At 37.2% G+C, this 19,900-nt stretch carries 17 protein-coding genes; 1 reads left to right on the top strand and 16 read right to left on the bottom strand.

Annotated features, from left to right (window positions below):
* Nucleotides 1-3 precede the first annotated feature (3 nt).
* The 8 genes from lgt to F5ESL0260_RS03360 all read right to left on the bottom strand — a co-directional run bounded on the left by lgt (nt 4) and on the right by F5ESL0260_RS03360 (nt 8,446).
* The gene (gene lgt, locus F5ESL0260_RS03395) at nt 4-840 is read right to left on the bottom strand and encodes a prolipoprotein diacylglyceryl transferase (protein WP_122025851.1); all 837 of its coding nucleotides are present in this window, start codon (nt 838-840) and stop codon (nt 4-6) included.
* A complete protein-coding gene (gene hprK / locus F5ESL0260_RS03390; RefSeq protein WP_110445862.1) occupies nt 837-1,799 on the bottom strand; it encodes an HPr(Ser) kinase/phosphatase in 963 nt (320 codons plus the stop codon). Before hprK ends, lgt begins: the two co-directional genes overlap by 4 nt.
* Before the next feature lie 17 nt (nt 1,800-1,816).
* On the bottom strand, nt 1,817-2,098 hold the full coding sequence (locus F5ESL0260_RS03385; protein WP_122025850.1) for a hypothetical protein: 282 nt from the start codon (nt 2,096-2,098) through the stop codon (nt 1,817-1,819).
* 8 nt (nt 2,099-2,106) lie between these two features.
* A protein-coding gene (gene prfB / locus F5ESL0260_RS03380) for a peptide chain release factor 2 (protein ID WP_199700501.1) occupies nt 2,107-3,223 on the bottom strand; the annotation gives its coding sequence in 2 pieces (ribosomal slippage) (nt 2,107-3,150 and nt 3,152-3,223; 1,116 coding nt in all).
* A gap of 80 nt (nt 3,224-3,303) precedes the next feature.
* A complete protein-coding gene (gene secA / locus F5ESL0260_RS03375; RefSeq protein ID WP_046324606.1) occupies nt 3,304-5,703 on the bottom strand; it encodes a preprotein translocase subunit SecA in 2,400 nt (799 codons plus the stop codon).
* A gap of 130 nt (nt 5,704-5,833) precedes the next feature.
* A complete protein-coding gene (gene hpf / locus F5ESL0260_RS03370; RefSeq protein ID WP_046324605.1) occupies nt 5,834-6,382 on the bottom strand; it encodes a ribosome hibernation-promoting factor, HPF/YfiA family in 549 nt (182 codons plus the stop codon).
* A gap of 94 nt (nt 6,383-6,476) precedes the next feature.
* Nucleotides 6,477-7,166 carry a ComF family protein gene (locus tag F5ESL0260_RS03365; protein WP_122025848.1) on the bottom strand — a complete coding sequence of 230 codons (690 nt, stop codon included), beginning with the start codon at nt 7,164-7,166 and terminating at the stop codon, nt 6,477-6,479.
* A complete protein-coding gene (locus F5ESL0260_RS03360) occupies nt 7,163-8,446 on the bottom strand; it encodes a DEAD/DEAH box helicase (RefSeq protein ID WP_122025847.1) in 1,284 nt (427 codons plus the stop codon). Before F5ESL0260_RS03360 ends, F5ESL0260_RS03365 begins: the two co-directional genes overlap by 4 nt.
* Nucleotides 8,447-8,488: 42 nt before the next feature.
* On the opposite strand from F5ESL0260_RS03360, the gene F5ESL0260_RS03355 reads away from it, so the two are divergent.
* Nucleotides 8,489-9,157, top strand: a complete 669-nt coding sequence (locus tag F5ESL0260_RS03355) for a YigZ family protein (protein ID WP_370448582.1) — start codon at nt 8,489-8,491, stop codon at nt 9,155-9,157.
* A 37-nt stretch (nt 9,158-9,194) separates the two neighbouring features.
* Here the strand turns inward: F5ESL0260_RS03355 and F5ESL0260_RS03350 are convergent, their stop codons facing one another.
* The 8 genes from F5ESL0260_RS03350 to F5ESL0260_RS03315 all read right to left on the bottom strand — a co-directional run bounded on the left by F5ESL0260_RS03350 (nt 9,195) and on the right by F5ESL0260_RS03315 (nt 19,892).
* Nucleotides 9,195-10,349 (bottom strand): glycosyltransferase family 4 protein, encoded by a 1,155-nt coding sequence (locus F5ESL0260_RS03350; RefSeq protein ID WP_046324601.1) that lies wholly within the window; start codon nt 10,347-10,349, stop codon nt 9,195-9,197.
* A 142-nt stretch (nt 10,350-10,491) separates the two neighbouring features.
* Nucleotides 10,492-12,288: an FAD-binding protein gene (locus tag F5ESL0260_RS03345; RefSeq protein ID WP_122025845.1), complete on the bottom strand. Its 1,797-nt coding sequence runs from the start codon at nt 12,286-12,288 to the stop codon at nt 10,492-10,494.
* 21 nt (nt 12,289-12,309) lie between these two features.
* On the bottom strand, nt 12,310-14,115 hold the full coding sequence (locus F5ESL0260_RS03340; RefSeq protein WP_122025844.1) for an FAD-binding protein: 1,806 nt from the start codon (nt 14,113-14,115) through the stop codon (nt 12,310-12,312).
* Between the two features lie 15 nt (nt 14,116-14,130).
* Nucleotides 14,131-15,126 carry a helix-turn-helix transcriptional regulator gene (locus tag F5ESL0260_RS03335; RefSeq protein WP_158593804.1) on the bottom strand — a complete coding sequence of 332 codons (996 nt, stop codon included), beginning with the start codon at nt 15,124-15,126 and terminating at the stop codon, nt 14,131-14,133.
* A 147-nt stretch (nt 15,127-15,273) separates the two neighbouring features.
* The gene (gene rny, locus F5ESL0260_RS03330; RefSeq protein WP_046324598.1) at nt 15,274-16,905 is read right to left on the bottom strand and encodes a ribonuclease Y; all 1,632 of its coding nucleotides are present in this window, start codon (nt 16,903-16,905) and stop codon (nt 15,274-15,276) included.
* Nucleotides 16,906-17,036: 131 nt separating this feature from the next.
* Nucleotides 17,037-18,146 (bottom strand): recombinase RecA, encoded by a 1,110-nt coding sequence (gene recA, locus F5ESL0260_RS03325; RefSeq protein ID WP_046324597.1) that lies wholly within the window; start codon nt 18,144-18,146, stop codon nt 17,037-17,039.
* A 151-nt stretch (nt 18,147-18,297) separates the two neighbouring features.
* The gene (locus tag F5ESL0260_RS03320) at nt 18,298-18,957 is read right to left on the bottom strand and encodes an ABC transporter permease (RefSeq protein ID WP_046324596.1); all 660 of its coding nucleotides are present in this window, start codon (nt 18,955-18,957) and stop codon (nt 18,298-18,300) included.
* A complete protein-coding gene (locus tag F5ESL0260_RS03315) occupies nt 18,957-19,892 on the bottom strand; it encodes an osmoprotectant ABC transporter substrate-binding protein (RefSeq protein ID WP_122025842.1) in 936 nt (311 codons plus the stop codon). Before F5ESL0260_RS03315 ends, F5ESL0260_RS03320 begins: the two co-directional genes overlap by 1 nt.
* Between the last annotated feature and the right edge of the window lie 8 nt (nt 19,893-19,900).

Here is a 19,900-nt window from a genome sequence, read left to right as displayed (position 1 = left end):
TTATTAATCTCGACTATAAGGGTATTTCAAGCCACTGCCTTCTAGATACCATTTAGGTTTAACAACTCGTCTGCGATAAATAAATAATACTATAACCACAATCAGCAATATGACACTAAGCATTTGCGAAACCCGAATTGATTCCAAAAGGTAAAGACTATCTGTCCGCATGCCTTCTACGAAAAAACGTACGACAGAATACCATGCCAAATAGAGCATAAATATTTCGCCTTGTTTAAACAGATGCTTTCTGTGTCTTAATAACAATATTATCAGTAAACCAATCAAATTAAAGAAAGATTCATATAAAAAAGTAGGCTGATAGTAAACTCCACCAATTTTCATCTGATTAATAATAAAATCAGGTAAGTGCAAGCTTTGTAAAAAAGCCAAGGTTGTCGGTCCACCATGAGCTTCTTGATTAATAAAATTACCCCAGCGGCCTAATATTTGAGCAGCCATTACTCCTGGCGTAATGATGTCCAGCATCAGAAATGGTGGCAACATTCTCTTATAACAAAATACCAGTAAAACTGCCAATCCAGCCAGTAAGCCGCCATAGATAGCAATGCCACCATTCCAAATAGCAATTATCTCGTCAAGATGCTGAGAATAATAATGCCATTCAAAAATAACATAGTAAATGCGAGCACCCAAATATCCAAGAGGAACAGCCCATAACAGCAAATCCATGAAGTCATCACTTTCAATTTGACGTTTGCGACCTTCAAAAATTGCCATTGAGACAGCTAAAATAATTGCGACAGCCATAATAATGCCATACCACTTGACACTTAGGTTTCCAAATTTAAATGCTACTGGATTAATGGTCAATATCATTTATTCTTATCCTTTGCTGTGTCTGCTTGAGAGTTTTTCTTAATTAATTTCGTTAAATTACTGTCAAAAGTTTTGGTGGCATTATAGCCGCTTCTCTTGGCGCGAAAATTCATAGTTGCAATTTCAATAATATCTTCCATGTTACGACCGACTTTAACAGGAATAGTGATTTGGGGAACTTCAACATTACAAATATCTCGTTTGCTTTCCTCAAAACCTAAACGATCATAATTAGCTTTCTTATCCCAATTGACAAGTTTGATAACCAGCTGGATGCTTTCACGGTTTTTAACAGCTCCAACACCGAACAGATCCATAACATCAATGATACCAATTCCACGAATTTCCATTAGGTGTTTTAATATTTCCGGAGCTTCACCCATCACGGTTTCCACATCTTTTTGATAAACATCAACTCGATCATCAGCTATTAAACGGTGACCACGATGAATTAAGCCTAAAGCAGTTTCAGATTTCCCAACACCTGAATCACCAGTCAGTAACACGCCCATACCTTTAACTTCAACTAAGACGCCGTGAATCGTATCACGGACAGCTAGTCGCTCTCTTAAATATTCCGTCAAAATACTGGAAACATAGGTAGTTGACTCTGGTGAAGAAAGAATAGGAATCTCCGCCTCATCAGCAGCTTGAGCTAGTTCCGGTGGTATTCGCAGAGAACGCGAAACAAAAAAGCAGGGCGTATCAGGGGTACAAAGTTTTTTAAAAACCTGCACTAAACTATCGTGGTCTAGTCTAGCGGCATAAGAAATTTCTGTACGCCCAAGTAACTGAATACGCTGGCGGGGGTAAAAGTCAAAGTAGCCTGTTAACTCCAGTCCTGGTCTATAAATATCAGATACAACAATCTCCTTATTATTGATATACTGCTTTCCCTGCACAACATGAACAATTTTATTATCACGAATTAAATTTCTTAATTTAACAGCGTTTGTCATTTCAAAATGCCCCTTTATTATTTGTCGACATCTTTGGTTTTAGCATCGCGTACCTTTTTTCGTTTTGGTTTAGTTTCATTATTTTCATTCCAATTGTCCCAGCTATAAGAACCAGAATTAAGATCAGAGTGTCCAACATTATTATCATCATTTTTGGTAAAATGATTGATTAACCAGATAATACCAATAATTACTAAGGCTGCCGGTAATATCATGAAAAAGATGTGAAATATGGCAAAAATAACACTTAAAATAACAACTGCCAATAATACTAAACCAACAATTCCCCAAAAACTCATCTAATCACCTACTCTGGATTTTCCTGGCTCAAAAGCCATTGTAAATATGCATAAACAAACGGTTGCAGCTTGCCATCCATTACACCACTTGTATCGGAAGTTTCATAGCCTGTGCGCAGATCTTTAACCAAATTATAAGGATGAAAAACATAAGATCTAATTTGTGAACCCCAGCCAATTTCTTTTTGATCACCTTTAAGCTCCTGCTTATGTTTACGTTTCTTTTCTTCCTCCAAGTGAAATAATTTTGCTCGCAGTTCATTCATTGCGGTTTCCCTATTTTGCAACTGTGAACGCTGCGCCTGAGACGTAGTTACGATTCCTGTCGGTAAATGAGTGATTCTGACAGCGCTTGATGTTTTATTAATATGCTGGCCGCCTGCACCACTCGACCGGTAAACGTCAACACGGAGATCTTTAGGATCGATATCCACCTTAATACTCTCATCAATTTCTGGAATAACTTCAACCGAAGCAAAAGATGTATGTCTCCTCTTGGCCGAATCGAAGGGAGAAATTCTCACCAAGCGGTGAACACCATTTTCCGATTTCATCAGGCCGTAGGCATTTTTACCAGTAATCTTGGCACTAACGCTTTTAAGACCAGCTTCTTCTCCAGGTTCATAATTACTAATTTCAAATTTAAAGCCGCGAATATCGGCATATCTCTGGTACATCCGCAAGAGCATTTTGCCCCAGTCCATCGCCTCAGTGCCACCTGCTCCCGGATGAATTTCAATCAACGCATTGTGATCATCATATTTGCCAGATAAGAGTAAATCTAGCTCATAATCATGAAACTCAGTTTGCAATTTTTGCAGATCGGTTTCAACTTCTTTTTGTAAATCTTGATCTGCTTCTTCACGCAGTAATTCTAGTGCTGTTATTTCATTTTGATAATCCTTTTCCAATTTAACAAAAGAATCACGTTTTTCTTTCAACACATTTGTTTCACTAATCAAAGTTTGTGCTTTTTCCTGATCATCCCAAAAAGTCGGCTCTTGCATCTTATTTTCATTAACAATGATACTTTCGTTTATTGAATCTAAGTCAAAGAGACCCCCTAAAGTGGTCTAACCGCTTTTTCAAACTATCTAGTTCATTTTGAATGTCACTTATTTCCATATTTTACAATAGCTCCTTTATTTTTAATAAAATTTCAGTAAAAAAGAGAAAGCAGCTGCTTTCTCCTCCCATCTTAACTATTAACGACTAAGATTTTGTCTAATTTCAGCTTTCATAAATAAACGAGTCACGTCAAATTCAATATTTGATACCATTTCTTCAAACATGTTGTAGCCAGAATCCTGGTATTCTACCAGCGGATTAAGTTGACCGTAGCCACGTAAACTGATTGATTGCCGTAATTGGTCCATAGCATCTATATGATCAGTCCAGCGATCGTCAACTACCCGCAAGATAACTACTTTTTCAAATTCAAGCATTTCTGAAGGATCAGCCAAAATCGCTTCTTTTTCTTCATAGTTGGCTTCAACGATATCATACAGCTTTTGCTTTAAGTCAGGAACCGTAATTGTCTTGAAGTCAATTGCATCAGTTTCTTCTTCATTCGTCAAACTTGAAGAAATAAAGTCACGCAGTGAATCAAGCCGCCATTTACTACGATCACCCTGTGTAAACATATCAACTTGACTATTAATAGTACGACGAATCATTGGGATTAAAACATCCTTAAGTGACTTTTCTTCACCAATAACCTGCATCCGTTCACCATAAATAATCTCACGTTGAATACGCATAACATCATCATACTGCAATGTTTGCTTACGGGTATCATAGTTATTACCTTCAACCCGTTTTTGAGCAGACTCAACTTGTCTAGTGATCAAGCGACTCTCAATTACCTTGTCATCATCATTGTCAGACAAACGGTCAAGGAAGTCTTTGACTCTATCGCCACCAAAGCGTTTCATCAAATCATCTTCAAGTGAGAGATAAAAACGAGTAACACCAGGGTCACCTTGACGACCTGAACGTCCACGGAGTTGGTTATCAATTCTACGAGACTCATGACGTTCAGTACCGATGACAGAAAGGCCACCTAGTTCTTTCACACCTGGCCCTAATTTAATGTCGGTACCACGGCCAGCCATGTTGGTCGCAATAGTGACCGCACCGCGTTGACCGGCGTTCATGATAATCTGAGCTTCCTTAGCATGGTTTTTAGCATTCAAAACGGCGTGAGGAATTCCTTCTTTGTCAAGTAACTTACTCAGTCTTTCAGAACTTTCAACCGCAACGGTACCAACTAATACCGGTTGACCCTTTGAGTGCCGTTCTTTAATTTCATTAACTACTGCCGCAAACTTGGATGACAAAGTAGGATAAAGAATATCCGGATTATCTATCCTGATCAAAGGACGGTTAGTCGGGATAGTAATTACCTGCATGTTGTAAATTTCACGGAATTCTTCTTCTTCAGTTTTAGCGGTACCTGTCATACCGGCAAGTTTTTTATACATTCTAAAGAAGTTCTGGTAAGTAATTGTCGCCTGCGTCTTGGATTCTTCTTGAATCTTAACGCCTTCTTTAGCTTCAATAGCCTGGTGCAGGCCATCAGAATAGCGCCGTCCCTGCATAACACGACCAGTGAAAGAATCAACGATCAGGACTTCACCGTTTTGCACAACATAATCGATGTCTTTAAGCATAATGTAATTTGCTCTTAAAGCCTGATCAAGGTGGTGCACTAATTTCTGATTTTCAACGTCATACAAGTTTTTAAGGCCAAAATGATCACAAGCTTTTTGGATACCAGTTCTAGTTAAAGAAATGGTCTTAGTTGGCCAGTCAATTTTGTAATCACCATAGTCCTTATCATCATCCGCATCATCATCACTTTTGTCTTCTTTAAGAGTTTTAACAAAGCGATCAGCACGAATATAGTCACCATTAGCTTGTTCTGCTTCGCCAGAAATAATTAATGGAGTTCTGGCCTCATCAATTAAAATTGAGTCAACCTCATCGATAATAGCATAGTTAAGTTCACGTTGAACCATTTGCTCCTTGTAAACGACCATATTATCACGCAGATAATCAAAGCCTAGTTCTGAGTTAGTGGAATAAGTAACATCACAATTATATGCTTCACGCTTTTCATCAGGAGACATAGCATTCAAATTAAGACCAACGGTTAAGCCTAACCATTTGTACAACTGGCCCATTTCTTCGGCATCACGACTGGACAGGTATTCGTTAACGGTAACAACGTGAACGCCTTTTCCTGTTAGTGCATTTAGATAAACAGGCATAGTCGCAGTTAAGGTCTTACCTTCACCAGTCATCATTTCGGCAATGTTACCGTAGTGCAGCGCAATACCACCTAATACTTGAACATGAAATGGGTATAGGCCTAAAACTCTTTTAGCTCCTTCACGAGAAACTGCAAAAGCTTCCGGCAAGAGCGAATCTAAGCTTTCACCATTTTTCAATCTATCACGAAATTCAGGTGTTTTTGCCTGTAATTCTTCGTCTGAAAGCCGACTGTATTCGTCTGCATGACTTTCAACTTTATCTGCAATTTTTTCAAATTTTTTCAGTTCTCTTTTATCGTTATTGTATAGTTTCTTTAAAATGTTTACCATTTAATCGATCCTTATATGTAGTTAAAGTATAAAAACACATTATAATTTTACCATGATTAGCGCTAAATGAAAAATAAACAAAACAAAGACCTCACACTAAATGTGGGGCCCTTACTTAATAATATTATTACTATTTGGTCTCAATCAAACCATAACGGCCGTCATTTCTGCGATAGACAACACTTGTACCGCCGGTTTCACCATCTTGAAAAACAAAGAAATCATGCTCTAGCATATTCATTTGCAAGATTGCTTCTTCAGGACTCATTGGTTTCAACCCAATTTGCTTATTACGAACAATTGTAAATTCATTACTTTCTTTGTCTTTTGAATCTTCCTCCGCACTTTCAACGAAGAAATCATTAATTCCTTTTTCACGGCTCTTACGATTTACACGTGTCTTATATTTTCTAATTTGTCTTTCCAATTTTTCAGAAACAAAATCAATACTGCGATACATATCGTCAGTTGTTTCTTCAGCTCTCAATACTAAGTATGGTAGTGGTATAGTTACCTCGACTTTAGCCTTGTGATCACGATACACCTTTAAATTAACATGAGCAATCATATCTTGATTTAAATCGAAATATTTTTCTAATTTTTTAAGGCGCTTTTCTACGTAACTTCTTAAAGCATCCGTTACCTCGATATTTTCACCACGAACATTATACTTTAACATATGAGATTCTCCTTTCAACTGCTTGAGGCAGTCTGATGTTATCTATATTATAGCAAAATTATAACAAAACATGAAAGCGCTGAACAATTTTGTTTTATCTACATAAGGTAAAACTACTGATTTTCGCATTAGGGAAAATTTTTGCCAGCGCATCTCGAGCATGATAAAGCGTTCTGCCAGTAGTGTATATGTCATCCAGCAAAAGGACAGTGCATTTTTGAAAATTAATCGTAAAGTTTTCCTTAACAAAAAAACTTTGCTCACTAGTTAATCTTTCAGCCCGATTCTTCTCTCCTTGGGCTCCTAGTCCTGCTTTCTTACCCAGCATGTTTGTTAAAGGAACAAGACTACCGTACAGTGCAGTGATTGTATCGAATTGTCTTTTAGCGAGGTGCTCAGGAGAAGTTGGAACTGGAACATAAACATCAGCTTTAAATTCAGATAGTTCTTTAACACACAATTCTTGCAGTGCAGCGTATAAAATGTAGTCACCATAGCGCTTATAGTTAACCATTAAATCATGAAATGCTCTGTTATATAAATACACAGAGTGATTAATTAACAACTTTTCGCCGTATATTTTTTGCCAATTCACACAGTCTGAACAAATCTGATTTTGCTTCGAACTGCCTGAGCATATTGGGCAATGCTTTTCAGGTACATGAATGAACTTTTTTAAACAGTGGTCACAAATACTTTTTCGATCCTCCTGGTGCCAGGAAAATAAATTTAAAAATGACATTTTTGAAATAAAATATTGTCCACATAATAGGCATTTTTTCATTTATTCATCTCACGAATTTGTTTCATAGCATTACGCAGACTTGAAGTATATTTTTGGTAGCAAAATAATATTAAACCCGTTGGATCAGTCTTAGAGCGACCAACTCTACCAGCAATTTGGACCAAACTAGAAGTATTATAAATTTTATCATCTGCTTGAACTACAATCACCCAAACATGATTAAAGGTTACACCACGTTCCAAAATAGTAGTGGTAACAAGCAATTGTATTTGTCCACGCCTGAAATTATCAACTTTTGCAATTCTTTGCACATCATTAGCATGTACACCCTCTATTGTTATTTGCTTAAATTCAGGCTTATTTCTAAGTGCGCTAACATATGGCTTAATCAAATCAATTCTGGGCAAAAATAAAAGTAGTGGATGCTTAGCTTTAATTACTTTGCTAATTTCTTGCACAAGTTTTGGATTAATTCGTTTACCTTCTAAAAATGGACGTAAAAACAGTTTTTCTTTTGGTACAGGCAAGGAATAACCATGAAAACGTCTATTTAACTTTAATTGCTGAATTTGGCCCTTTTTAACCAGTTTTAATAAATCTTTTGTAGGTGTTGCTGTCAGATAGACCATCTGGCCATTATTCTTAAGCGCATTTCTCGAAGCAAAATTAAGCTCAGGGTTCTGCACATATGGAAAAGAATCAGCTTCATCAATGATCAATAGGTCAAAAGCACGGAAAAATTTTAATAATTGATGGGTGGTACAGATGGTTAATTGCTCTAAGCCTGGCTCTTGGTATTCATGCCCATGATATTTACCAATTTTGATTTCAGTGAATGCCACTTGCAAGCGGGTAAATAATTCATTAACTACATCGATTCTTGGTGCGGCTATGCAGCACCGCTTACCTTCTGCTAAACAGTGAGCAATCAAAGGAAACATCATTTCAGTTTTACCAGCACCGGTTACTGCATGAACTAAAGTATTTTGCTTATTCATATAGTTCTGAACCAAATCCTGAGCGATTTTTTCTTGTTGAACTGTTAATTTACCATTCCAAGTCAAACCACCGTTTCTTGTGCGGGGGAAGTTTACTTTCTCTTCATTACGAATAAGATAATCGCCTTCAACCACTCTTCCTAAACCGATACATTCGCGACAATATCTTTTGCCATTCGGCAATTTAGCCCAAACTTTAGCATTGCAGCGTGAACACCGATCGTTGATAACAGCCTTGATTTTTGTTATACCTTTCTTTGTGCTAAAATCCAGTTGACTACTAAGCCATTGACGACCAGCAAGATGAGAAATATTTTCCATTTTGTCCTCCAATGATAAATACGCAAAAAAGGGCTGATTTTTTTGAACGAAAACGAAAAAGAAGATTATTTAACCATTAAGGAAAACGGTAACCACGAATTAGTAATTAAAAAAAGTCGCTTTATTGCCACTGTTATAAGAACTTTAACCGTTAAAGAGGCCGAAAAAGCAATTAATGCTGTTACCCAAAAATACCGTGATGCTACCCATAACACTTTTGCTTACACTATTGGATTAAACGACGAGCATGTTAAAGCAAGCGATAATGGTGAACCATCCGGAACCGCAGGTGTCCCGGAGTTAAAGGCACTTCAATTAATGAATCTGAAAAACGTTACCGTGGTAGTAACGCGCTATTTTGGTGGGATAAAACTGGGAGCTGGCGGCTTAATCCGTGCATATTCCAACAGTGTCACTAAGGCTGTTGAAGCTATTGGAGTGGTTAAGCGCGTGCAACAACAGGGCTTGAAATTTCAAGTCGATTATAAAAAATTTGACGAAACTCAGCATTATCTTAATCAAAAAAAGATTTTCATTGATAATATAGATTATGGAGCGAAAGTCACAATTTCCATTTTTATTGATGAAGATAAGCTAAAGCAGCTTGAAAATGACTTAATCAATATTTTGGCGGGCAAAGTAGAATTTGAACTTCTTCCCCAAAGATATAATGAAGTACCTGTCACTAAACACAACTATCATGAGCAGTAAAAAAACTCACATCTGAAATGTGAGTCAAGTTTAAAATTTATTCTTTTTTCTTCTTTTTTAATTGCTCAGGTTTATCCTGTCCCAGATGCCATACCTCAACTGTTGGATCTTTTTTACTACGCGAATTAATTAATTTTTGGGTTAAATTCAGTAAGGGTTTATATTTTTCACCTAAAAGCCCAATGGACTCTACAAAAAATTCAAGGGCAACTGCCAGACCAGCAATTAAGACCCACATGCCCCACATTGGTGACAATAAAAATAACAGGGAAATAAAAGAAAAGACCAGTGATATTGCATAAATGCTTAAAACCGTTTGTCTGTGGGTCAAGCCCATTCTCATTAGTTGATGATGCAAATGATGCTTATCAGCTTGAGAAACGGGCCGATTATTAAGCTTCCGCCGAATCATAGCATAAAGCGTATCGGTAATCGGCACGCCTAGAATAGTAACCGGCACAAGCAGCGAAATGAAAGTTACGTTCTTCAAGCCTTTTAGAGAAAATACGGCAATCATAAATCCGATGTATAACGCACCTGTATCACCTAAAAATATTTTAGCCGGGTGAAAGTTATATGGTAAAAAGCCCAGTAAACAAGCTGCCAGCATAAAACAGCCGATCGGAATATAGAGTTGGCCGGTGTGCAAAAAGAAATAGCCGACAATTCCCATAGTTATGAGTGAAATCATAGAGACACCATCAGCCAATCCGTCAAGCCCATCAATTAAGTCAACAGCATTAGTTAAAGCTAAGATCCAAAAAATAGTAATTGGCAGACTCCACCATCCCAAATTTATTTGTTTGTTCAAAAATGGCAGATTGAGAACATTCATTTTAATACCGGCAAGAAAATAAATTACTAGAGCACCGATAAAAATACCCAGCATTTTTTGTCTTGGCTTCAGCTCCATAATATCATCGATTATGCCAGTCAAGACAATTACACTTGAGCCTAAAAGTATGCTAAATGCTTCATGAGTTGGAAACTGATCGCGCAGAAGAATAAAAGCTCCTATATTGAAGGTGACAAAAATACCCAATCCCCCTAGGGTTGGCATAGGTTTTTTATTTACTCTTCTTTTATTGGGAATGTCGACAGCACCTAATACGAAAGCTAATCGCCTAATAAAAGGTGTGATCGCAGCCTGTATAATCACTAAAAAGAATAATTCAACAATAATTTTAAACATAGTCGGCTACTTTCATTTAAAGTTGTCTTAATTATACAGGGTAGAGCAAAAATGCACAAATTAGGTTGATTATCATAAATATTTCCAAATAAAAAAACTGGATGCAAATGTATCCAGTTTTAATTATATTTAACTCCAAAAACTAATTCAGTGAAGCACCAGAATTAGTATCAGTTTTTACTTGAGCATTCTTTGCAGCACTTTCACCGGCAATTCTGCCAAAAACAATAGCGTTTGTAATACCCATTCCGCAACCTGGATAGGTCATTCCTCGCCATCCGCCTGTCGTACTACCAGCAGCAAAGAGATTACTAATTTTTCTATCAAAATTATCCAAAACTTCTGCTTTAGTATTGATGCACAATCCTCCAGCCATATCCGGTGTTGATGGCGCAAGTTTAGCGGCATAGTATGGAGCTTTAAAAGCAGTTAAATCTTTTTGGCGACCAAATTCCATATCTTGACCATTGTTTACATCATTATTCCATTTAGCAATTGTTTTCTCTAACACATTAGGGTTTAAATTAATTTGCTCTGCTAATTCCGCGATAGTATCTGCTTTTTTAAAGTAGCCATCTTCTACTTCGCGTTTTAAATGCGGTGAAGGAGCTGGGGCAGAAAAGGCAGCTGGCATTTCATTTGCCATTCCTTCATCGAAAATCAGCCACACGAAACCATGATCTAGGTCAGCAATTTTCTTAGAAGCGTATTCGAAATACATATCTTCTCTAAAGTGTCTTTTAGCATCTGTTCCAACCCAAATATAAGGTTTTGTCCAAGCTGTGCACAAAGGCCCAATACAAACATTATCGCCTGATTGAGTTCCAATAGAATTTGCTATTGGCATCCACATATCTTTTAACTTGGCGCCAATTTCAGCACCCATTGTGATACCATCACCCATTTGCCTAATAGAACCATATGATTCCCCTACAGCAAAATCTGGTGCAAAGCTTTTAAGCATTTCTTTATTGCGTGAAAAACCTGCAGTTGCAATAACAACGCTTTGAGCTTTGTAGTTACCTTTATTAGTATGTACACCAACTACATTATTTTTCTCATCAGTAATTAAGTTCTCAGCTGTAATATTAAAAATAAATTTTGTGCCAACTGCTTTTGCCTTATTGTAAAGTGGCTTTGAAAGACCATAGCCACTTTTTTCGACAGTTAAATGAGACCTTGCTGCCGGAGTCGCATATTCTTTCATTGCTTCTTCATTGCCAATTTCTTGTACTTCTTGGAAATTGACCCCAACTTCTCCAGCAAGCCATTCATAATCTTCAGCAGCATGTTCTACTATTGTTTCACGCATGTCCGCATCTTCGTATCCTTGACCGACTGCTTTCAAATAATTATTCCAATTGTCTTTAGAGTCTTTAATACCTTGCGCTTTTTGCAAGCTAGTACCACCACCAGCATTGTAATAACCTCCAGACAGAGTCATATCAGATAGCATATAGCTTGATGTATATTCCAAACATATTACGGAAGCACTTTTTTGCCTTGCTGTAATGGAAGCTGCAAGTCCAGCGGCTCCAGCACCAATTACCAACACGTCAGCATGATCTTCAAATTGCAAATCATCTGGATTGACGTTACGGTAGTCCTTACCATCATCCTTTTTCACTGTATTTCTAAGATCAACTCTTTTATCAAGACCACTGGGATCGCCAGCTTTTGAAACAGCATCTTTGACTGCTTTTTGTACAGCTTGAAAACTAATAGTTGCTCCGGTGACTGCGTCAATATTATATGACTGATGCTCAACAATTAGCTTCGGTGCTTTTTTTAAAGCAGCAGTGCTTATGCCAGAAGTTTCATCTTGTTGATCAATTGTTATATCCGTAATTTTATTGTCTTTGACTTTTACCGAAACCTTGACTTCACCACGATTACCAGAGCCTTTTCCCTGATAAATACCATCTTTTAAATTTGCCATTTCTTATCCTTTCGTTAAAATCTATGCCTGCTTCAAAGCAGATTCTACAGCTTCTTTAAATGCGCGACTTGATGCAGAAGCTCCAGAAACAGCATCTACGTTAGCTGTTTTCTTAGCTAGCATTTCTGTTTTCATTTTCTTAATTGCTTTTTCACCGTAGTCAGGTGATTCGCTTTCTTTTAAAACTTCAACATTGCTTGGACGCTTATCATTGTCAACTGTTACTCGCACTATGATTTCATTGCCCATGCCACTTGAAGATTTACCAATGTATTGATTTTCAGCAGTTGAATAGCTTTCTTCTTTAACATCTGATTCAGGAAATGCAGTATCAGCATTATTTTCACTAACACTGGCACCTGAAACAACTTGATCATCTTTAATTTTGGCGGCATTTTCTCCAGCTATCTTACCAAATATTAAGCAGTCAGCCATGTCACCCCCGCCATTATATTGATTTGCACCTATATGACCCAGTTCACCAGCAGCATATAAGTGTGGCAAAACTTTCTGATCTGTATCTAATACTTCAGCATTTTTATTTCGGCGTGGGCCACCCTGGGTGTTTAACATGGTGTGTTGTTGAGCTAACGAATAAAATGGACCCGTAAGTGAAATTTTGGTCATTGACTCTGGCTTACGTCCACATTGGTAATCAACTCCACGATCAACGAAGAAATTATACGTGTTCAAAGTATTTTCTAAAACTGCCGGATCAACTTTTATTTCTTGAGCTAAGTCAGCGATAGTTTCTGACTTAACCACTTTGCTTAAAGCTTCCTTTTGAAATTCATCATTCTCAGCTGAGAATAGTTCATCGTATTTATTCTGATCAAAAATCATATGAGGATGCACTTGGGCTAAAGGGATTCTCCAAATACCATGATTATAGCGATGACCATGACGGGTTGGATCGTCTTCTGCTACATAACGTGTACCATCATCGCCAACTGTGATCAGTGAACCGGCAAATAATGCTTTCCAGGCCATAATGTTATGAGCTCTTTGGCCTTTGGGAGCAGCTAAATTAACAGTTCCACCTGGTTCATAATTATTCATGTGCCACAAATCTGCACCAACTTCTATAGCCATTTTGATGCCATCGCCATTGTTATAAAGCGTACCGTATGGTAATAAATTAGTTTCACCTAAATAATCCTGCACCATTTGTTCGTTATTTTCAAATCCACCAAGTGCTAAAACTACACCATTTTTTGCATGGACGTTGAACAACTTGCCTTTATTTTTAATCTGTACACCTATTATCGTCTTATCAGTATCCTGAATTAAATGCTTTGCTGGCGTTGAATAAAGCACATCAATCATGTCGCTGCGATCTAAAACATTCTGGCGCAATTTCTTCCAAAGAGCAGCATCGAATATTTGATCATGCACTAACAAGTCATCGTTTGTATCTGCACCTTCAAATTCGGGATATTCAGCACTCATGTATGCCAACATGGCAACATTTTTGTTACCTGGGTTATTTTTAACGCTGAATGCTTTACCACCGAGATACTTTTCGAAGTAATCTGGTAAATTGACCATCCCTTTTACAAAAGTTTCTAGCACCTGCTCATCTAAATCAAGTGGAGCAGTCATTTTTTGATAATACTTTTTTAGCTTTTCATAATCATAACCTGCTTCAACAATCTGTCCACAATATCTGGTATTACCACCTTCATGTCCCTCTGGTGCACTATCTACTAAAAGGACTTTTGCTCCTTTATCTGCTGCGAAACGTGCTGCTGTAGCACCTGCTCCACCAAAACCGGTTACCACAACATCATAAGTTGCATTCCATGATTCGTTATCTTTTAAAAACATTTTGTTTCCTCCTAATTAAATTACCGCATTTATACTATTAGTTTTTAATATTGCTTGAAGCCTATATTCTTTAACAGTCACTCCTGTCCATTTCTTAAAGGCTTTATAGAACGAAGAAACACTATTAAAGCCAACTAGAAAACTTACTTCTGCAGTATTTAAAGTTCTGTCTTGAAGTAGATTTTGAGCCAAAATTTTCTGCACAATACTTAACTGTTTTTTAAAAGTTGTGCCTTCATTTTGCAGCCATCTTTGTAATGTTCTTGATGAAATACCCAGTTTATTTGCTACGTCTTTTACCTGAAAATTACCTCCGGCTATCAATTTAAACAGAGTGTTTTGTACCACTGCAGAAATTGGAGGATTTATATTTAATTCTTTTATGTACTTTTTCAAACCAGGCTCCATGAAATTCCACATTACATCATTTTTGGTTACAAATGACTGCTCTAAATCATGCTTTCTAAACACCAAATAATTGTCTAAGCTATTTTGAGCTTCAATACCTAAATATTTATTTATTCTTGATCCATACTCATATTTGCTCCCAATAGATACGGGTATAACACATTTATTTGTACCTGCTCTAATCAGACTTACTAAAGAAATTTGATCTACTAATAGGCTAAAACGTGAAAATTTACGATATTTGTCCAAATATTTAATATGAATTCTTAATTTTTCACCTTCCTCAAAAGTTCCCATTTCAATTGGACCTATAAGCTGCTGGTAAGCTGCTAGGCGGGAAATTGCCTGTAAGCCATTTTTGCTTGACAAAGCTGCAAAATATGGAGGAACAAATTGGTAAAAATTACGAACATCACTACACTTCAACAGCTGTTTATCATTTGCTTCTTTGTCTAACATTTCAAATACATGAGAATTTTTAATCCATTTTGCATTCAGATATTTGTCCATTACGCTAGAATCAAGTAAACCAGAAATTGAATTAAATGGGTAACCTAATTCTAGTAGGAAATCTTTTAATTCAGTTGTTATTTTTAGATTCATAGCAGGTTCCTCCATTCAATCCGTATTGTATACCCTTTCATTTTACCAAAATGTGCTTTTTTGCGCTTTTTTATGTTAATTTGCGCCATATTTTGAAGATATATTACAAAACAAAAAAGGATTGAATTTTGCATTCAATCCTTTTATTTACTTTGCAATTGATACAGCACGTTTTTCACGAATAACTGTTATTTTAATATTACCCGGGTAATCAAGTTCTTTTTCAATTTGATTGCGAATGTCGCGTGCTAAAACTGTAATACGATCATCTGAAATCTTGTCAGGTTCAACCATCACGCGGACTTCTCGACCAGCTTGAATAGCGTATGCCTGTTTGACTCCATCATACCTATTTGCTATTTGCTCAAGGTCAGTAAGTCTTCTGATATAATTTTCCAAACTTTCGCTTCTAGCACCAGGTCTTGCAGAAGAAATGGTATCCGCTGCAACTACCAATTCAGCAATAAATGATAACTTAGGCACATCCCCATGGTGTGCTGCAATTGCATTAACAACCACATCCGGCTCATGATACTTCCTTGTCAGTTCTACACCAATTTCTACGTGTGAACCTTCAATGTCATGGTCGACTGCTTTTCCAATATCGTGTAATAATCCCGCGCGAACGGCTAATTTTTCATTTAATCCAAGCTCTGCAGCCATTGTACCAGCTAATTTTGCAACTTCAATTGAATGACCCAAAACATTTTGGCCATAAGATGTCCGGTATTTGAGTCTACCCAATATTTTAACCAGTTCTGGATTCATTTTATGAATTCCCAGCTCCATTAGAGCGCTTTCTCCAGCTTCGTAAATATCATCGTTTACTTCTTTACGGGCTTTATCAACTGTTTCCTCTATTCGAGCCGGATGAATGCGTCCATCCTTAATCAAACGTTCCATTGCCCTTTTCGCAATTTCACGCCTGATGGCATCAAAACCACTTAAAGTTACAACTTTTGGAGTGTCATCAATTATAAGATCAACTCCAGTAAGAGCTTCAAAAGATCTGATATTACGTCCTTCACGACCAATAATTCGACCTTTCATTTCCTCATTAGGCAAATCAACTACAGATACTGTAGTTTCAGCTACTGTATCTGCCGAGCTACTTTGAATTGCATCAATAATTATTTTGCGCGCATAATGGTCAGCTTTAGCTTTTACTTCTTGATTACTATTACTAATCAACTCTGCCCGTTCTTTAACTAATTCATCTGCTAATTGATCTAAAACAAGCTTTTTTGCCTGCTCTTTGTCTAAATGGGCCACTTCGTATAGCTTCTGCGTAGTCTGTTCAACTAGTTCATCAGCTTTTTGCAATTTAGCAGCTAATTCTGTTTGCTTCTGCTCTAGCTGTTCATCTTTTTTAGTTAAATCATCCTCTTTTTCTTTTAGCAAAGAGTTCTTATGATCAAGAGTATCCTCTCGTTGGGTTAAGCGATTTTGATCGCGTGCAATTTTGTCACGTTTGTCGTTTAATTCATCTTCAACTTTTTGTCGATAGTCTTGAATTTGTTCTTGAGCTTCAAGAATTTTTTCTTTTTTAGTGTTTTGCGCACTCTGTTTAATAGCATCAGCTGCTTGCTTTTGTGCATTGACTTCAGCTTTAGCAGCGTCAACTCGTGCTTTTGCTTCGGTTAAAATATGGTCGGCATCGTTTTGAGCGTTCTGAGCCCTTTTCTCCCAGATCCTTTTACGAATAGAGTATCCTACAACAACGCCAACAATAATTGAAATTATAGCTATCGCGACGGGAATCAAAAATTTACTTATCATGATTTCTATCGCCTTTTTTATTTTTTTAGATTATTCACACAATATTAATAATAAAGAACGATGGGACTTATGTCAAACGACATGAAAAAACCTTAACCCATCTTCACAGGTCAAGGTTTATTTCCTCGTAATTAGCTTTTGCTGTCTGCTTCTTTTTTAGCAGAAGCTTCCTTTTCTGTATCAGCAGCCTTTTGGGCTCTCTTGGCTTTTATTTTTTCAGGATCTTCTCTTTCAGCAACTGATTCTTCATCAATACCGAAAGCTTGACGTACCTGCTTTTGGACATCGTCATAGACATCAGGGTGATCCTCAAGGTACTTCTTAGCATTTTCTCGGCCCTGACCAATTCGTTCATCGTGATATGAATACCAGGAGCCGGCCTTGGCTATAATGTCTTTGTCGGCCGCCATATCCAACAGTTCACCACTCTGTGAAATACCCTTGCCATACATCATGTCAACTTCAGCAACTTTAAAAGGCGGTGCAACTTTGTTTTTAACTACCTTGATTTTTACACGGTTACCAGTAATTTCTCCACCGGTTTGCTTGATCTTTTCCGCTCTTCTGATTTCCAAACGAATAGTGGCATAAAACTTCAGTGCCCGACCACCAGGAGTAGTTTCAGGATTACCAAACATAATTCCAACTTTTTCACGAATTTGATTGATAAAAATTGCAATAGTTTTGGTCTTATTAATGTTACCCGAAAGCTTACGCAGAGCTTGACTCATTAAACGAGCTTGCAGACCAACATGACTGTCACCCATTTCTCCGTCAATTTCAGCTTGAGGCACAAGTGCTGCAACAGAGTCAACAACTAAAATATCAATTGCACCACTTGTAATCAACGTATCAGCAATTTGTAAACCTTCTTCACCAGTATTTGGCTGAGACAAAATAAGTGAATCAACATCAACACCTAATGCCTCCGCATAAGCCGGATCCATAGCATTTTCGGCATCGATATAAGCGGCTGTACCACCTCTTTTTTGCACTTCAGCTACTGCATGTAATGCAACCGTTGTTTTACCAGAAGATTCTGGTCCGTAAATTTCTACTATTCTACCCCGGGGATAGCCGCCAACTCCCAGGGCTGCATCAAGAGCAAGCGAACCTGAGGGAACGGTCGAGATTTTGGTGTCAGCTTTATCACCCATACGCATAACAGCGCCTTTACCAAAATTCTTTTCAATTTTCTTAAGCGCATTTTCCAGTGCAGCTTGTTTTTCATCCTTGGCCAAGACTCTTGTCCTCCTCTATCAAAATTTCTTTAATTTAGTACGTAATAATTATACTTTGCTTTAGTGTATATTTGCAAGAAAAAAGGCGAACAAATGTTTATTATTTTTATTCACATTATTAAATACGAAAAAAATGCAAAAAACTTTTAATTTATTTTTTAAGGCCTTTGGGTTCCAAAACTTTTTGCAAGAAATTCAAAATCACATCTGCCAAGATTGCCATCAATGCTGTAGGAAGGGCACCAGCTAGTATAATCGCACTGCCATTAGTAGCATTGGTGCCGCGAATAATTATGTCTCCTAAGCCACCTGCTCCAACGAACGAACCAATTGAAGTGATACCAATAGCTATGACCAAAGCGTTTTTCAAGCCGGCTATAATAACAGACATTGAGAGCGGTAATCTCACCATATAAAGTAGTTGCAGCTTTGTCATTCCCATTCCTTTTCCTGAATCAATGACATTTTTATTAACGTTCCTCATACCAGTATATGTATTCTTAATAATTGGCAAAAGTGAATAAAGCGTAACGGTGACAATAACGGTCATAACGCCTAGGCCCAAACCAATCATTACAATAGACAAAAGGGCAAGCGAAGGAATCGTTTGAATAAAATTCGCAATTTCTACAACAAAATCTCCTAAATGTCCATTGCGCGAAATAAAAATTCCAACCGGTATACCAATAATAGCTGCAAATAAAACGCCATAGATTGAAATCAAAAAAGTCCGGTTAAATTGTGCTAATACATAACTACCATTATGGACATAATAATAAATAAATTGCTGCCATAAAGATAAATGAGACATTATTTCTCCCCCCTAAAGTAATTATGTTTTTCTAAAAATTGCCGTGCAACCGTAGCGGGTTCAAGTAGCTTGTCATCTACTTGGAAGTTCATTTTACGTATATCATGAACACTCACATTACCCACTAATCTTGCCAGAATTGCCTTTAATTCAGGATGCTCTCTTAATAAATAGTTATTAATTAGCATGCCACAATTATATGGCGGAAAGAAATGCTTATCATCCTTCAACAGGTGCAAATTGTAGCTATCAATTCGGCCATCAGTAGAATAGCCTAGAATAACATCCATCTTACCGCTTTTCAGTGCAGAATATACTAAGCCGATATTCATTGGGTGTGCTTTAGAAAAGGTTAATCCATAAGCTGTTTGAAAAGCAGGATAACCGACTCCTGGAGCATTTACCCATTCGGATGCTACACCGAAAGAAAATTTATCTTTAACTTTCTTTAAATCAGAAATCTGATACAGATGGTACTTCTTTTGGTCTTTTGCTCTCACTATAAAAGCATAATTATTAGCGAAGCCATATGTATGCAAATAAGTTTGATCCCATCTCTTTTTTACTTCACGTCTGACTGTATCATTTGCCTTTTTGGAATCCTTAATAGCTGGCAATAAAAGATTTGCAGTTAATTCACCACCATCATAAGCAGCAGCTTGAATATCGGCGTCATGACGAATTAGAGCCTGATGCTGCATAGGAGCAGAACCCAAATTATTAACAATTGAAGTTTTGTATGAAGTTTCATGTTCAATCAATTGGGCAACAATATTAGCCATAATTTGTGATTCAGTAGTTGTTAGTGCCGTAATTCTAATATTTTCCTGACTGCCTTGACTATCAGAAAGTCCAGGCAAGCCACAAGCACTAGTAGTTAACATAATAAACAAGGCTGTTATCATCAGGAATATCTTTTTAAAATACTTTTTCATGATGAATA

Origin of the sequence: Lactobacillus sp. ESL0260, from assembly GCF_003692935.1 — a bacterium.
Lineage (GTDB): Bacteria > Bacillota > Bacilli > Lactobacillales > Lactobacillaceae > Lactobacillus > Lactobacillus melliventris.
This window is presented reverse-complemented; position numbering and strand designations above follow the sequence as displayed.

What these genes read in the sequence shown, in the direction of transcription:
- lgt (WP_122025851.1), bottom strand. Translation starts at nt 840, where the DNA reads ATGATATTGACCATTAATCCAGTAGCATTTAAATTTGGAAACCTAAGT.
- hprK (WP_110445862.1), bottom strand. Translation starts at nt 1,799, where the DNA reads ATGACAAACGCTGTTAAATTAAGAAATTTAATTCGTGATAATAAAATT.
- F5ESL0260_RS03385 (WP_122025850.1), bottom strand. Translation starts at nt 2,098, where the DNA reads ATGAGTTTTTGGGGAATTGTTGGTTTAGTATTATTGGCAGTTGTTATT.
- secA (WP_046324606.1), bottom strand. Translation starts at nt 5,703, where the DNA reads ATGGTAAACATTTTAAAGAAACTATACAATAACGATAAAAGAGAACTG.
- hpf (WP_046324605.1), bottom strand. Translation starts at nt 6,382, where the DNA reads ATGTTAAAGTATAATGTTCGTGGTGAAAATATCGAGGTAACGGATGCT.
- F5ESL0260_RS03365 (WP_122025848.1), bottom strand. Translation starts at nt 7,166, where the DNA reads ATGAAAAAATGCCTATTATGTGGACAATATTTTATTTCAAAAATGTCA.
- F5ESL0260_RS03360 (WP_122025847.1), bottom strand. Translation starts at nt 8,446, where the DNA reads ATGGAAAATATTTCTCATCTTGCTGGTCGTCAATGGCTTAGTAGTCAA.
- F5ESL0260_RS03350 (WP_046324601.1), bottom strand. Translation starts at nt 10,349, where the DNA reads ATGTTTAAAATTATTGTTGAATTATTCTTTTTAGTGATTATACAGGCT.
- F5ESL0260_RS03345 (WP_122025845.1), bottom strand. Translation starts at nt 12,288, where the DNA reads ATGGCAAATTTAAAAGATGGTATTTATCAGGGAAAAGGCTCTGGTAAT.
- F5ESL0260_RS03340 (WP_122025844.1), bottom strand. Translation starts at nt 14,115, where the DNA reads ATGTTTTTAAAAGATAACGAATCATGGAATGCAACTTATGATGTTGTG.
- F5ESL0260_RS03335 (WP_158593804.1), bottom strand. Translation starts at nt 15,126, where the DNA reads ATGAATCTAAAAATAACAACTGAATTAAAAGATTTCCTACTAGAATTA.
- rny (WP_046324598.1), bottom strand. Translation starts at nt 16,905, where the DNA reads ATGATAAGTAAATTTTTGATTCCCGTCGCGATAGCTATAATTTCAATT.
- F5ESL0260_RS03320 (WP_046324596.1), bottom strand. Translation starts at nt 18,957, where the DNA reads ATGTCTCATTTATCTTTATGGCAGCAATTTATTTATTATTATGTCCAT.
- F5ESL0260_RS03315 (WP_122025842.1), bottom strand. Translation starts at nt 19,892, where the DNA reads ATGAAAAAGTATTTTAAAAAGATATTCCTGATGATAACAGCCTTGTTT.